Origin of the sequence: Bacillus sp. NTK074B (assembly GCF_017303375.1) — a bacterium.
In the GTDB taxonomy this organism is placed as follows: domain Bacteria; phylum Bacillota; class Bacilli; order Bacillales; family Bacillaceae_B; genus Rossellomorea.
The window spans coordinates 57,987-70,704 of sequence record NZ_JAFKOH010000012.1; the positions used below are offsets into that span (position 1 = coordinate 57,987).

16 protein-coding genes are annotated in these 12,718 nt (G+C 43.2%); 6 read left to right on the forward strand and 10 right to left on the reverse strand.

All coding sequences use genetic code 11. The annotated features are described in order from the left end of the window. Positions 1–33 precede the first annotated feature (33 nt). On the reverse strand, positions 34–363 hold the full coding sequence (locus JI667_RS18035; protein ID WP_206857633.1) for a CHY zinc finger protein: 330 nt from the start codon (positions 361–363) through the stop codon (positions 34–36). 138 nt (positions 364–501) lie between these two features. On the opposite strand from JI667_RS18035, the gene JI667_RS18040 reads away from it, so the two are divergent. Then, positions 502–1,116, forward strand: a complete 615-nt coding sequence (locus tag JI667_RS18040; RefSeq protein WP_206857635.1) for an NAD(P)-binding oxidoreductase — start codon at positions 502–504, stop codon at positions 1,114–1,116. A 26-nt stretch (positions 1,117–1,142) separates the two neighbouring features. Here JI667_RS18040 and JI667_RS18045 read toward each other — a convergent pair whose 3' ends face one another. Beyond that, a complete protein-coding gene (locus tag JI667_RS18045) occupies positions 1,143–1,814 on the reverse strand; it encodes a haloacid dehalogenase type II (RefSeq protein WP_206857637.1) in 672 nt (223 codons plus the stop codon). A gap of 157 nt (positions 1,815–1,971) precedes the next feature. Between JI667_RS18045 and JI667_RS18050 the strand changes: the two genes are divergently transcribed. From JI667_RS18050 to JI667_RS18070, 5 genes are all read left to right on the forward strand, one after another. Beyond that, positions 1,972–3,315, forward strand: coding sequence for an MFS transporter (locus tag JI667_RS18050; protein WP_206857638.1), 1,344 nt, complete (start codon positions 1,972–1,974; stop codon positions 3,313–3,315). 129 nt (positions 3,316–3,444) lie between these two features. Beyond that, positions 3,445–4,914: a phospholipase D family protein gene (locus JI667_RS18055; protein WP_244668384.1), complete on the forward strand. Its 1,470-nt coding sequence runs from the start codon at positions 3,445–3,447 to the stop codon at positions 4,912–4,914. A 72-nt stretch (positions 4,915–4,986) separates the two neighbouring features. Then, positions 4,987–5,244 (forward strand): GlsB/YeaQ/YmgE family stress response membrane protein, encoded by a 258-nt coding sequence (locus JI667_RS18060; RefSeq protein WP_206857640.1) that lies wholly within the window; start codon positions 4,987–4,989, stop codon positions 5,242–5,244. Positions 5,245–5,557: 313 nt separating this feature from the next. Then, positions 5,558–6,709: a glycerate kinase gene (locus tag JI667_RS18065; RefSeq protein ID WP_206857641.1), complete on the forward strand. Its 1,152-nt coding sequence runs from the start codon at positions 5,558–5,560 to the stop codon at positions 6,707–6,709. 83 nt (positions 6,710–6,792) lie between these two features. Continuing rightward, on the forward strand, positions 6,793–8,565 hold the full coding sequence (locus JI667_RS18070; protein WP_206857643.1) for a metallophosphoesterase family protein: 1,773 nt from the start codon (positions 6,793–6,795) through the stop codon (positions 8,563–8,565). Between the two features lie 144 nt (positions 8,566–8,709). Here the strand turns inward: JI667_RS18070 and gvpU are convergent, their stop codons facing one another. Genes gvpU through JI667_RS18110 form a run of 8 tightly spaced genes read right to left on the reverse strand, consistent with a single transcriptional unit; the run spans position 8,710 to position 12,710 of the window. Continuing rightward, positions 8,710–9,111: a gas vesicle accessory protein GvpU gene (gene gvpU, locus JI667_RS18075; protein WP_098351412.1), complete on the reverse strand. Its 402-nt coding sequence runs from the start codon at positions 9,109–9,111 to the stop codon at positions 8,710–8,712. A gap of 19 nt (positions 9,112–9,130) precedes the next feature. Continuing rightward, positions 9,131–9,955 (reverse strand): GvpT/GvpP family gas vesicle accessory protein, encoded by an 825-nt coding sequence (gvpT, locus tag JI667_RS18080; RefSeq protein WP_206857644.1) that lies wholly within the window; start codon positions 9,953–9,955, stop codon positions 9,131–9,133. 15 nt (positions 9,956–9,970) lie between these two features. Continuing rightward, positions 9,971–10,303, reverse strand: a complete 333-nt coding sequence (locus JI667_RS18085; RefSeq protein ID WP_206857713.1) for a gas vesicle protein — start codon at positions 10,301–10,303, stop codon at positions 9,971–9,973. A gap of 22 nt (positions 10,304–10,325) precedes the next feature. Beyond that, a complete protein-coding gene (locus JI667_RS18090; protein ID WP_206857645.1) occupies positions 10,326–10,610 on the reverse strand; it encodes a gas vesicle protein K in 285 nt (94 codons plus the stop codon). After that, a complete protein-coding gene (locus JI667_RS18095) occupies positions 10,576–10,851 on the reverse strand; it encodes a gas vesicle protein (RefSeq protein ID WP_098351411.1) in 276 nt (91 codons plus the stop codon). Before JI667_RS18095 ends, JI667_RS18090 begins: the two co-directional genes overlap by 35 nt. 23 nt (positions 10,852–10,874) lie before the next feature. Further along, the gene (locus JI667_RS18100) at positions 10,875–11,681 is read right to left on the reverse strand and encodes a GvpL/GvpF family gas vesicle protein (protein WP_206857646.1); all 807 of its coding nucleotides are present in this window, start codon (positions 11,679–11,681) and stop codon (positions 10,875–10,877) included. 4 nt (positions 11,682–11,685) lie between these two features. Further along, positions 11,686–11,946, reverse strand: a complete 261-nt coding sequence (locus JI667_RS18105) for a gas vesicle protein GvpG (RefSeq protein ID WP_206857647.1) — start codon at positions 11,944–11,946, stop codon at positions 11,686–11,688. Then, positions 11,946–12,710 carry a GvpL/GvpF family gas vesicle protein gene (locus JI667_RS18110; protein WP_206857648.1) on the reverse strand — a complete coding sequence of 255 codons (765 nt, stop codon included), beginning with the start codon at positions 12,708–12,710 and terminating at the stop codon, positions 11,946–11,948. Before JI667_RS18110 ends, JI667_RS18105 begins: the two co-directional genes overlap by 1 nt. Positions 12,711–12,718 lie beyond the last annotated feature (8 nt).

Genomic DNA, 12,718 nt, shown 5'->3' on the forward strand with positions numbered 1-12,718 from the left:
ACATACCCTTCTCTCGATTGTCACTGAACAATCTCACCCTTGAAAATACAGGTGATAATGACTTTGACACCCAGGGTTGAAGGAAGAGTTGCAATGAGGGCAGACTGATTGACAATTCATATATTGTAAAATGGTTAACTCATTCTTGCATTCTCCGCAAAGAACCGCTTTCGTATTCCATTCCTCCGGGGACCATAGAACGGGATGATGATCAGCGATTTCTTCATGGCATGTATGACAAGGATAATAGGTATTACAGCATTTAAATTTAATGGCGATAATATCCTTCTGCGTTCTATAATGCTTACATTTTGTTTTAGAATCTACATCTACGCCAGATACCGGAATCAACTTTTCAGTCATGTTCTTCCTCCCTAATGAGTATGTAGTAGTTTTCGATATTCATTGTTCACATTCCTACAAAAATCTAAAATGAATAACTAGTCTAATGATCTAACTGTACTATACAATGAATAATAACAGAAAGGGAGGGGAAGATTCTTGAAGATAATCGTATTCGGAGCAACCGGCGGCACAGGCAAAGAGGTCATCAAGCAAGCATTGACAGAGGGACATGACGTCACAGCTTTTGTAAGAGATCCATCTAAACTACATGCTGACGATCCACTATTAACCATTATTCAGGGGGATGCTTTAAACGCAAAACAAGTAGAAGGAGCATTAGCGGGACAGGAAGCCGTCATATCCTGTCTCGGTTCGGATGGATTGAAGGAAACAGCCGTCCTTACCGAAATGACAAAAAATATCCTGACCGCCATGAATACCCATCACACTGAGCGAATTGCATACGTAGCATCTGCAGGGATTCACAAAGAAATACCCGGTCTCCAGGGAAAGCTTGCCCAGTTTATCCTGCGGAATGTGTTAAAGGATCATAGAAATGCGGTGGAGGAAATAAAGAAGCATCACGTTCGTTATACCATTGCAAGACCTATGCAGCTGACAACCGAACCCCTGTCAAAGAACTACCGTCAAGATGCCGCCTCTGTCCCGGCTAAGGGACGAAAAATCGGCAGGGCCGACGTCGCTCATTTCCTACTGGAAAGCATCGTTCAAGAGAAAAACGTAGACAAATCGGTTGGTCTGGCCTATTAAAAATGAGAGGGATCAGTCCCTTTCAGTTAGCTCTTATGTTCCAGTATTCCGTTTAGGTCCTCATAAACAAAATCAGGCTTTACGCCAAGTTCGTCCATCACCTTATCCTGGCGGTTGATCCAAGCCGTATTGAACCCAAAGTTGGCGGCTCCAGCAATATCCCATGGGTTTGAAGACATAAACAAGACTTCCTCCCTTTTGACGCCAAGCTTCTTAAGGACAAGCTGATAAGCCATCGGGGTCGGCTTAAACTGCTTGACTTCATCCACTGTCAACACCTCATCCAACAGGTGACTGAATGAAGACTGCTCTACCAGTGGTGAAAGCATATCAAGGGAACCATTTGAGAAGATGGCTGTTTGATAAGATTTCAGTTCCCCGAGTACACTCTCTACTTCCTCATAATGAGTTAATTCCAGGTAAGCATCCATCAATTCCTTCTCTTTGGAATCGGAAAGGTCGACTCCCACATGGACACATGCGTAATGCAGGGCATCCCTGGTGATAGAGTAAAATGTCGTATACGTTCCCATCAGCTGACGGAGAAAGCTATATTCCAATTGTTTCTGACGCCACACCTGACTGATTTCCTCCCCTTTATCGGGAAAGAGTTCATTACATTTTTCTATGACGGAATGGACATCGAATAACGTGCCATACGCATCGAACACGAAAGCTTTTATTGTATGATTTGACATACTTATCCCCCTAACAGATTCTCCTTATATAATAGACCATTTCCGTGATCTTAAACCTCTACAAACCCACTCGAACGAAGGCACATTCATTTTCAGTACGTCTTTGTTTATGGTATAGTACTTCGGGCATCAATATCTATCATGGAGGTGGTCAAAAATGACTGGTGAACAACATGCTCAAGCATCTCCTTCACATACAAAGACGATTCTTTATCTGAGTTTGACGATTTGGCTCGTGGTCATGAATACGACCATGTTCAATGTAGCCCTTCCGAATGTACTGAACGATTTTTCGTTAGCTCCTTCTGAAGGGGCGTGGATCGTATCGGGGTATTCCATCGTCCTTGCCATTTGTACCATTACGTACACCCGCTTGGCTGACTACATCCCGATCAAGCGGTTGCTCATCATTGGGATCACCATCTTCGGCACAGCCTCATTAACGGGCTTCTTTGCCAATACGTTCCCATGGTTATTGCTTTCCCGTTTGTTTCAAGCGGCTGGGGCAGCAGCCATTCCAGGTCTATCCATGGTGTTTGCCGGACGTTTTGTCCCGTTAGAAAGGCGTGGCCGTGCTCTTGCGATGATTGCTTCTGCATCTTCTCTTGGATTTGGGTTGGGGCCCGTTGTGGGAGGCGTCATCACGGATTACCTGAGTTGGAATTATTTATTTCTGATTACATTATGCGTACTTGGGATGATCCCCGTATTGTACCGCTTTCTACCAAATGAGACGACGAGAAAGGGATACTTCGATGTATGGGGAGGTTTCCTGACAGGAATCGGAATCACCTTCTTCCTGCTATTCATCTCGACGTTTCATTGGTACTATTTCGCAGGTGCCGCGGTTTTCTTCGGTGGCTTGTGGATTCGGATCCATAAGATTGAGATCCCCTTTATTCAACCGAGCTTGATTCGGGATAAAGGCTACCGTCAGATTCTCTATATGAGCTTCCTTGGCTTTGTCACCCATTTCGCCATCTTGATCGTCATGCCCCTCATGCTTCAGCATGTATTCGGCAAGAATCCGACGGCTGTCGGATTCATCATCTTCCCTGGTGCGATGCTGTCTGCCGTCGCAGCCATATTTGTAGGAAGACTGATCGACCGATACGGGAATATCAGAGTGTTGTTTCTCGCTCATATTCTTCTTATCGTTTCAACTGTCCTTTTTTATCTCTTATCACCGCACAGTGAATATATGATCATGTTAGCCTATATGTTTACAAGCTTCGGATTTTCCAGTCTTTCTTCAAGCTCGACAAACGAAGTGTCCCGCGTCATGAGCAAGGAATTGACTGCCTCGGGGATTGGGATGAAGCAGCTGATCCACTATGTCGGGAGCGCATCCGGTTCTGTCCTTGGCGGAATCATCGTGGAGATGGGAGGAGCGGATTTCCCGGTGAGCTCATTCCAGAACACTTTCCTGGTTCTGATCGGACTCATGACGGTGTCTCTCTTACTCTTACTTTTATATCGCAGACATGTTCGTCAATCGTAGGTTAGGGGTCCAGGCAGATTTTTCTGCCTGGATTTTTTTTTGACTTTCACACCAGATCTCCATCTATGTGGATTCCCCTCATGCCATTAAGGGTATAGTAAGAAAAAACAGTAGAACAGGGGAATTCATTTGAAGACAAAGAAGAAGTGGTATAAGAAGAAAGGCTGGTTGATCGGTGGGGCCATCATTTTAATCCTGACGGCTGTCATGATATACAACCGCATAAAGCCCCTGCCACCAGGGATATCTTATGCCGGCGACACCTATACCATACCTGACAAGGACGTAGAATTCTTATACGACCTGACCTATCAGAAGGATGGGAAAGAACAATATGATCAATCGATCTTTGATGAAGTCTATCAAACCATTGAAGAAGCAGATGACTTCCTTATTTTGGACTTATTCTTAGTAAATGGATATACAAAAGGGGATCGTGATTATCCTAAAATCAGTGAAACCTTATCCAGGAAGATTAAAGAACAAATGAAAAAGAAGCCCGATTTGAAAGTGGTGTTTATAAGTGATGTCGTCAATAGGACATACGGTTCGCACGAAGCGAAGCAAATCGAGCCATTGGAAAAGCTTGGAGCTGAAGTCGTCTTTACCGATTTGAATCGTCTAAGAGATCCAAATCTCTTATATTCCGGCGTATGGAGAACCGCTTTAGGATGGTTTGGACAGGACGGCTATGGCTGGCTGCCCAACCCGATGGCCCCTTCCGCACCAAAGGTCACGATGAGATCCTATTTAAAACTATTAAATGTGAAAGCCAATCATCGAAAAGTCGTCATCACGGAAGACGCAGGGCTCGTCCTGTCGGCCAACCCCCATGATGCGAGCGGATTTCACTCCAATATCGCGTTCAAGGTAAAAGGGGCTATCCTCCGCGATATGGTCAAAGCCGAAAAGGCAGTGGCGGCTTTTTCAGGTGGAAATCCTGATGCATTCCCTACTGAAGAAGAGGTCAATGATTCCATCAAAGACCTTCCGCCAAGTAAATCGTCTGTAAAGGCTCAGCTCCTGACGGAAAGGGAAATACAAAAAGGCGTGGTAAAGGCTCTAGATGATGCCAAAAAAGGCGACGAAGTCTGGATCGGTATGTTCTACCTCGCCGATCGGGACATTATCGATGCGATAGAAGACGCGGCTGAGCGGAAAGTAGACATACGATTGGTGTTGGACCCGAATCAAAATGCCTTCGGACAAGAGAAAATCGGACTTCCGAATCTCCCCATTGCCGCCGAGCTTCATAAACTGGAGAACGAACATATTACCATCCGGTGGTATAACACGAATAAAGAGCAATATCATACGAAATTCATTTATGTAAAAGGGAAAGATCAAAGCACCGTCATCGGGGGATCTGGTAACTATACGTCCCGGAATATGGATGATTATAATCTTGAGGAAAACCTGAAACTGACGGCCCCTTCAGACAGCGAAACCATGAAGGAAATCGACGACTATTTCGACCGGATATGGAATAACAAGAACGGGACATACACCCTTGACTATGAAAAATATCAGGATAAATTGCCGGCTTTTAAATATGCGATGTATATCCTGCAGAAAATTTTTCAAGTGACAACATATTAGGTTTTGACTTTTGAAAAAAGGGGAAATTAACTTATAACATCATAAAAAAACACTAAATGGAGGTAAGAAAAAATGGGTATCATCTTGTACTTAATTGTTGGTGGAATCATCGGTTGGTTAGCAGGTCTTATATTAGGTAAAAACGTTCCTGGTGGAATCATCGGAAACATCATCGCCGGTATCATCGGTGCCTGGATCGGCGGGGAACTTCTTGGAAGCTTCGGTCCGGACCTTGCAGGAATCGCTATCATCCCGGCATTGATTGGAGCGATCATCTTCGTATTCCTATTAAGCTTACTACTAAGAGGGATGAGAAGAACATCTCATTAAGAATACTAAAAACCCCTGGATTCCAGGGGTTTTTCATTTTGTTCTAAGATGACATAAAAAAACAGCCAATGCTGGCTGTCCTCTTAATACGTCATGGATTTCTTCTGTCTCCTCTTATTCCGATACTTCTTATAAAACGGGTAAATGATAGGTCCCCATTTGATCAGTCTTCCGATTAATCGTTTCATAAAGGTAACCTCCTTTGTATAGTAAACTATACCCGTACAGGCAGAAAGAAAACATATGCTAGAATGAAGGCATATCAGGAGATTTGCTTGATGAATAAATAATACATTTCACATAAGGAGCCACTATGAATATTCTGATTGCCCCCGATTCATATAAAGGAAGTTTAAGTTCACTCGAGGTCGGAGCCATCATGAACAAGGCCTTTCTGGATGAATCCTCAAATTTTCAAACAACTGTCATCACCATGGCAGATGGTGGCGAAGGAACGCTTGACACCTTAATTTACGCTACGGGAGGAAAGAAAGTAAAAACGATTGCAACCGGTCCTTTAGGAGAAAAAGTCCCTACAGAGTACGGTGTGTTAGGGGATCAAAAAACAGCTGTTATTGAAATAGCTTCCATTGCCGGGTTACCAATGGTGCCGATAGAAAGACGGAATCCCTTCTACACAACGTCGTATGGAATCGGAGAAGTCATCACCAGCGCCATTCATGACGGATTCAGAAACTTCATTATTGCTCTCGGCGGGAGCTCGACAAATGATGGGGGATTCGGAATGCTTCAAGCTCTCGGCGTAACCTTCTATAACGAAAAAGGACTCTCTCCTGGGTACTTCGGGAAGGATATGGGGCTTGTTTCCAACGTGGACTGGGGTACACTTCATCCCCTTGTAAACGAGTGTACCTTCGACATCGCCTCAGATGTTGAAAATCCTTTATGCGGGGAAACAGGGGCCTCTTCAGTATTTGGTCCCCAAAAAGGAGCCACCAAGGAACAGGTGAAGGTGCTTGATCACCAGCTATTTCACTTTAGCGAATTGCTTCAAGAGGAAAAAGGAATCAATTTTCGGGATATACCGGGGGCCGGAGCAGCAGGAGGACTTGGGTTTGCCTTTCTTCATTTGAATGGAACAATCGAATCGGGAGCAAAGCTTGTTGCTGAGGCTTCCAATCTTCCCTCTGCCATTCGGAAGGCTGATTGGATTCTCACTGGAGAAGGACAGAGCGATGATCAAACATTGTTTGGTAAACTCCCTTCCTATGTAGCAGCCATGGCAAATCAGCATCACACTCCCGTATCACTTATCTCAGGGAGCTTGGGAAAAGGATGTGAACAATTATACAAAGATTTCACAAGCTGTCATTCCATCGCCACCGGACCCATGACTCTCCAAGATAGCCTCAATCGGGTGGAAGAACTTCTTTACCATGAGACAAGAAATCTTGCTCGGATTTTAAAAAGGACTAGAGGTAAGAACCCTCTGACTGGTAAATAGTAGCATTAACATCTTGTAATCTATAATCCACATGGCCTTTACATACAGCTGATACTCTTGAGTCAGAAAAGGAGGCAGGCAAAATGAATTGGCTTAAAAAAGGATTTGTAATGTTGTTGGCATTTTCTCTTCTTCCACTTTCAGCCCAGGCGCTGGACAGCCCTTTTAGCGCTTCTGGCGATCGGGATGGAGGGATCGGGAACAGTACTCATTACTTAGATGAATTCCCAAATATCTCACTCGATGAAAAGGTTAATCAGATCATTTACCCTCTCTTTGCCACACCGGCTATTAAGAAGAAAGGTGAACAACTTACCTTAAAGATTGATACTCAAGGAAAAGAAGCCGGATCTTGGAACGTGAAATTAAAGCAAACGAATCACTCTTCCCTGACGAGTGATTACGAATTACCTGTCCAATCTGTTCAGCAGGGACAATCTCATTGGAAAGACAGCTCTTCCATTGTCGAGGTCACAGTCCTCATTCCTGAAGGGACCCCGCAGAAATTATATGATTTAGAAGTTTCCTATACCGGTAATGGACAAAGGATCACGGATGAACAACCTCTTTCTGTGAAAGTAGTAGACGAATATAAGAAAGACTTTACTTTCCTACATTTAACGGATACTCACATAGGGTCTCCCCGGAATCTTGGTAGTCCAGATGATCCGTCTTCTTTCACCACCGGCCGGGCACGGGAAACCGGAATGTGGAATCCGAACCCTGAGAAAAGATGGTTATATTTGCAGAAAGCCATTAAAGAAGTCAATTTAAAGAATCCTGATTTTGTGGTCGTGACAGGAGATTTAATGTTCGGTCAACTGAATCCACTCGAATATATTTATGAATACGAAGAAACCTATAAAATGCTTCAAAAGCTGAACGTACCTGTCTATATCGTCCCTGGCAACCATGATTATTACGCCCAGGATGCAACCCTTACGGATGGAGCAAAGTATTGGGAAAAATATTTCGGTCCCCAATATTTCTCCTTTGACTACGGTCCATATGCCCATTTCATCGGGTATAACTCATTTGATTGGCACAAGATTGACCGAAGCGGCACCGGTACGATTTCCGTTCCGACCTGGGGCGGCCAAATCCGTGAAACACAGCTTAATTGGGTCAAACAAGATTTACAAAAGAATGCTCAAACGGCAAAACCCGGGCAAATACGAGGTCTCTTCTCCCATCACAATCCTTTATGGCGGGACAGGGAAATCTGGCCACAAGACGATCCTGACGTACAAGAATACTGGAAGGAATATGATGAACAACATGATCCACAGCGATTGAGCACATTGATTCTCGGGGAAAAACTCGGGATTAAATATGACCAGCAATGGCACGGGGAGAACGCCCGTGAACTAATTGATATCATGAAGGCGAATAATGTGACGGTCAGTCTCCACGGACACACTCACATAGATGATGTCACAAAGAAAGATGGCATATTATATGCAACCACCACGGCCATTGAGCTATCCGGTAAGCCTTGGGTAGGATTCAGGAACTTTTCTGTTCAAAATGGTCAGATCGCATCCTACAATTACGAAGAACCCGGTCATTCCATCCCTGTTTATCAAAACGGAGATACGGAAGGTGGCATCATGTCCTTTGACGCTGCGTATCAGACTGAGAACGATGGGAGTGCCGCTTCTCAGCAGGTAGAGATAATTAATCGTTTAAACAAGCCTTTGGATGTCACGATCCCTTTATATATGAAAGAGGGAGACTATACCGTTTCGAAAGGAAGCATGACACAAAACTACTCTTCAGATGGCAAGCAATATATAGAAGTACACATCACCATTCCGGCGAACCATACTGAGATCACGAATGTTCAAAAGAAATAAGAATGCAAAGATCCCCTTGTCAATAGAGGTTGTAAAGGGGGATCTTTGAATCAAAAAACTGATTCCTGCCCGGGAAATATTGCTTTTCCGGGTTCTTTTCAACATTTAAAAGCGACTGAAAGAATTCAGTCGCTTATTTTTTGCTTATTTACTACTCTTCGATTCCGCAATCTTTCCCAAGAAGAACCCATCGACCTCGCTTATCTTCCCACGCCACATGATCTTCCCTTTTGAAGGGGTAGGTTTGCTGTCCCCACAATACACCTTTGCGTTTTTCAAATGAATAAAATGGGCTTCAGCACTTTGGTTTCCTTCTACAGATTCCCCGGCTTTGGCGAGCTCCTCACTCAGCTTCTGAGCTACATCACTGCCATCCTCAAAGGTTTCACTCAATGAATCGAAGTATTCCTTTGCGGAGACGAGGGTACCTGTTACGACAGCTCCCTTGACGTTTAAGGTGATGTCTAATGAAAAATCATGCTTGTTTGATGCCTGTACAAAAAATTCTAAGATGCTATCCTTCCCTGTACCTGATTCTACACTCATTTTCACATCTCCTTTATCGTTAAGCTACAGTATCATCCTCGGTTGAAAGTGTTGTATCTTCGTCTTGATCTTCGGCTTTATCATCATCTTTTTTTGCCGATTTTTTACTTTTAGCTGAAGACTTGCGAGTAGAACGCTTCTTTCCCTTTGAACCAGATTTACCGTTTGATTTCTTCTTGCCTGAAGCTTCTTCCTCGTCTTCGCTATCTTCTTCGTCGTCTGCGTTTTCATCTTCATCAGTATCTTCGTCTTCTTCATCCTCTTCCTCTTCATCAGATGCTTCTTCCTTAGACTTTTTAGAAGATTTCTTACTTGAAGATGTTTCTTCTTTGTCTTCTTCATCTTCGTCTTCCTCATCATCGCTTTCATCTTCACGTGCTGCGGCAATTTGATTCATTTTTTCTTCTAATTGCTGCAAGCGGTTCTGAAGCTCTTCATTTTCCTGTTTAAGAGCTTCATAGTCCTGGTTCGACTCTTCCTCCTGGCTGTTCGTATCTGTTGAATTTACGGCCGTTTCCGAGTCTTCAGAAGCCTCTCCCTCTTTATCACGCTTAAACAGGTTGGCTGTTGACGATTTCAACGTGACAGCGGCTTTTCTTGATCTTTCTTTTGCCGCTTTCCCGAAGTCCAGGCTTTTGCTCTTGATCTTCTCCTGATCTATACGATCCAGAAGTTTCTTTCCATTTTCAGGTGTTGCCAAATATCCTACAGTTGCTCCCAACAGACTTCCAGCTACAGTTCTCTTAATAGGTCCACTTCTTCTTGTCTTGTTCTCATTCGTTGCATTCTTTTCCTGTCCTTGATTCTCAATTGTTGTGTTTTGCGTATTATTTTTTTCTGCCATCGGTAAAACCTCCAATTAGTTTGTTGTTTCCGCCGAATTAAGACGGTTTGTATCCAGTTTCTTTTCCAGTGATTCCAGTCGTCCCTGTAATTTCTTATTTTCCTCTTCCAGTACCCTCGTGTTGTTATCTGCGGCTTTGGAACTTAAGTAAGGGTCATTTTCCCACCAGTCCATGCCTATTTCTTTTGCTTTATCTACAGAAGCAACAATTAAGCGGATCTTTATCGTAAGCAACTCGACATCGGCGATTCCCACCGTAATATCTCCTGCCACGACAACTCCTTTATCTAAAATCTTTTCTAATACATCCACGATTGTGTTGGATTGTACCGGATGCTCCATACCCATCATGTAACCTCCCTAATCGCCATTACATTAAACTCCCTAAAGGACCAAGATCTATATTCAAGTCTTCTGCATCAAGACCAAATACGTCTTTCAACTCTTCCATTTTTTCTTCTAAGTTCATTAGGGCAATGCCCAGATTCTCCACTTGTTCATCCGTTAACGTACCGCCTTCTACACGCCGCATGGCATGTCTCTCGACGATTTGCCTTAATAGTTCTACAACGGTCAATACAAGCTGCGCCAATCCTTGTTCTGCTTTTTCCGGGTCGAAATTAATTCGCCCATTTGTCCCGCTGGCCTGTTGCATGAATCAATCCCTCCCTTTCTTGATCAAATTGATCGGACGTTATCGTTTTGCGCGTTCCCTGTTTATGTTGAACCAATGTTTCCACTGAGGAAATCAGCACTCGCAAATCCAGATACACGAGGTCAACCCCGGCAATGGATATAATCAAATCTCCCTTAATTGCCACACCTTTATCGAGAATGACATCTAAAATATCAATTAGGGCTATATCTTTGTTCTCGATCGATTCTCTGACTGTCATATTTCTCATTCCTTATTTTGTGATTAAGAAAAACTAGAAAAATGATAAGGTGGCCAAGGGCCGGATGCTTCAATTTTCCAACCTGCGTGTCCCAGTTCTTCTTCGTATTGCTTTATTTCTTCGACAAATTCATCTACTTTGGATGCAGGAAGGAGAAATACACTATTCCAAGTCATATGTTCCTGTCGGCCTGTTACATCCTTACTCCAATTTTTTTTGATATTCCCATGCAGGGAATGTTCTTTCAGCTTTTCATGAACTTCTTCACAAAGTCGGTTCTTCTCGTTTTCTAGTTCTCGATCAATCAGCTGATCGATTTTTTTCTTTTCGAAGAACTGCCTGCCCTTTGGTAATTCGCTGATTTCTTTCCTTTTGGCTTCGATGGATGGATGGTTTTCACTAACCTGCTCTTTCAGCAGCTTATCGTCACAGTAGATTTTGACGTTCCACTCTTCGTTGCCATCCAGCTGTTCAAAGGTCGTTTCCAGCTTGTTTCGATTACCTTCTATTGTGGATTTAAGGCTATCCTCGTTTTTGTATAATGTACAAAACTTCAAGGGGACGATGGTGTACAACTTTGAAACCATCAATACCGTTTCGTGATGATGAAACGCCTTTTCCTGAAGCCAGTCCATGTCGTTATCAACTTTGTCCTTAATCATCTCTTCAGAGTATTCATTTGATGGTAAATCACAAACAATGGCTGTCACTTCTCCAATTTCAACCGTGTACAGTTCACTTTCTCCATCGAATCCTTTCATGGAGGGCAGGTTTTCGTTCGTCGCTTCTTTTGTCGGAATCAATCCGTATAAATAAAGTAAATCGTTCATTTGATCACCCTTGTTTCTTTTTCGTTAGTTCTTCCCACTGCTCCATTTCTAACTGCTTCGCTATTTCATACCTTGTGAGCAGTTCATCTTCTTTTTCCTGGTAAGCTTCCTCAGGAATTTCTCCTAATTCATACATCATTTGAAGCTGAATCAATTTTTGTTGAATGGTAGGAAGGTCGTACAATTCTTTGTCTGCTTCTTCTTTGATCTTTTCTGCGACTTTTTTGACTAAATTAATTGGTGCACTCACCAATTTATGAATCATCAGCCTTCCTCAACCTTCAAGCGAATGTTGACAAAATTGTAAGCCGGCCAAGGACCGCTGTAATTAAATTCGACCTTATCCTTCCATTTTTCATGTGCTTCATTGACCTTTTGATCGAACAACTCTTCCTGATCCCGCTCAATTAAGAAAGAAGCGTTAAGAAGCATTTTCTCACTTGAAGGTTCGTTGGCCTTTGCGGATACTGCCGCTTCCTCAAGGGGTGCGTATACTTCTTCCTTCATCTCACTTTGCAGGGAAGCAAATAACTTCTGAGCCATTCCGCCAAGCTGAATGCGGTCATAATACGCAGCCGATTCTGATTTCCCTTTAACGGCTGTGGCCATTTTTTCTACCTGAGGATTATCTTTTACCATGGCTTCAAGCCATTCCTTCTTACCGATAACCTTTAAACCCAGCTCGATTTTCCCTTTAATTGCCGGGAAAAGAGTTTCAAATTGCGGATAAAGATTTTCAAGTAAGGCTTCTACATCGTCCCTTGTTTTAAAAACATTTCCGAAGCTGATCGGGATCACTGTATCTTTTTGTTCCATCACCCGGGATACAGCATCCTGGTGCATCAGTAAATTCTGCTTCTTAGGATGATAAATTTTCATCGGTACTTCTGCCGCTACCATAGCTGCGTCCTTATGTTTGATCGTGAACGTCTCTCGTTCTTCGCCTTCTATTTCAATCGAACCGAATTGATCGTCTTCATTGGTTTGTATGGCACAAAATAGATAGATTCCCATTTCTTCCTGACTCATTATAAAAC

What these genes read in the sequence shown, in the direction of transcription:
- JI667_RS18035 (WP_206857633.1), bottom strand. Translation starts at nt 363, where the DNA reads ATGACTGAAAAGTTGATTCCGGTATCTGGCGTAGATGTAGATTCTAAA.
- JI667_RS18045 (WP_206857637.1), bottom strand. Translation starts at nt 1,814, where the DNA reads ATGTCAAATCATACAATAAAAGCTTTCGTGTTCGATGCGTATGGCACG.
- JI667_RS18050 (WP_206857638.1), top strand. Translation starts at nt 1,972, where the DNA reads ATGACTGGTGAACAACATGCTCAAGCATCTCCTTCACATACAAAGACG.
- JI667_RS18060 (WP_206857640.1), top strand. Translation starts at nt 4,987, where the DNA reads ATGGGTATCATCTTGTACTTAATTGTTGGTGGAATCATCGGTTGGTTA.
- JI667_RS18065 (WP_206857641.1), top strand. Translation starts at nt 5,558, where the DNA reads ATGAATATTCTGATTGCCCCCGATTCATATAAAGGAAGTTTAAGTTCA.
- JI667_RS18070 (WP_206857643.1), top strand. Translation starts at nt 6,793, where the DNA reads ATGAATTGGCTTAAAAAAGGATTTGTAATGTTGTTGGCATTTTCTCTT.
- gvpU (WP_098351412.1), bottom strand. Translation starts at nt 9,111, where the DNA reads ATGAGTGTAGAATCAGGTACAGGGAAGGATAGCATCTTAGAATTTTTT.
- gvpT (WP_206857644.1), bottom strand. Translation starts at nt 9,955, where the DNA reads ATGGCAGAAAAAAATAATACGCAAAACACAACAATTGAGAATCAAGGA.
- JI667_RS18085 (WP_206857713.1), bottom strand. Translation starts at nt 10,303, where the DNA reads ATGGGTATGGAGCATCCGGTACAATCCAACACAATCGTGGATGTATTA.
- JI667_RS18090 (WP_206857645.1), bottom strand. Translation starts at nt 10,610, where the DNA reads ATGCAACAGGCCAGCGGGACAAATGGGCGAATTAATTTCGACCCGGAA.
- JI667_RS18095 (WP_098351411.1), bottom strand. Translation starts at nt 10,851, where the DNA reads ATGACAGTCAGAGAATCGATCGAGAACAAAGATATAGCCCTAATTGAT.
- JI667_RS18100 (WP_206857646.1), bottom strand. Translation starts at nt 11,681, where the DNA reads ATGAACGATTTACTTTATTTATACGGATTGATTCCGACAAAAGAAGCG.
- JI667_RS18105 (WP_206857647.1), bottom strand. Translation starts at nt 11,946, where the DNA reads ATGATTCATAAATTGGTGAGTGCACCAATTAATTTAGTCAAAAAAGTC.
- JI667_RS18110 (WP_206857648.1), bottom strand. Translation starts at nt 12,710, where the DNA reads ATGAGTCAGGAAGAAATGGGAATCTATCTATTTTGTGCCATACAAACC.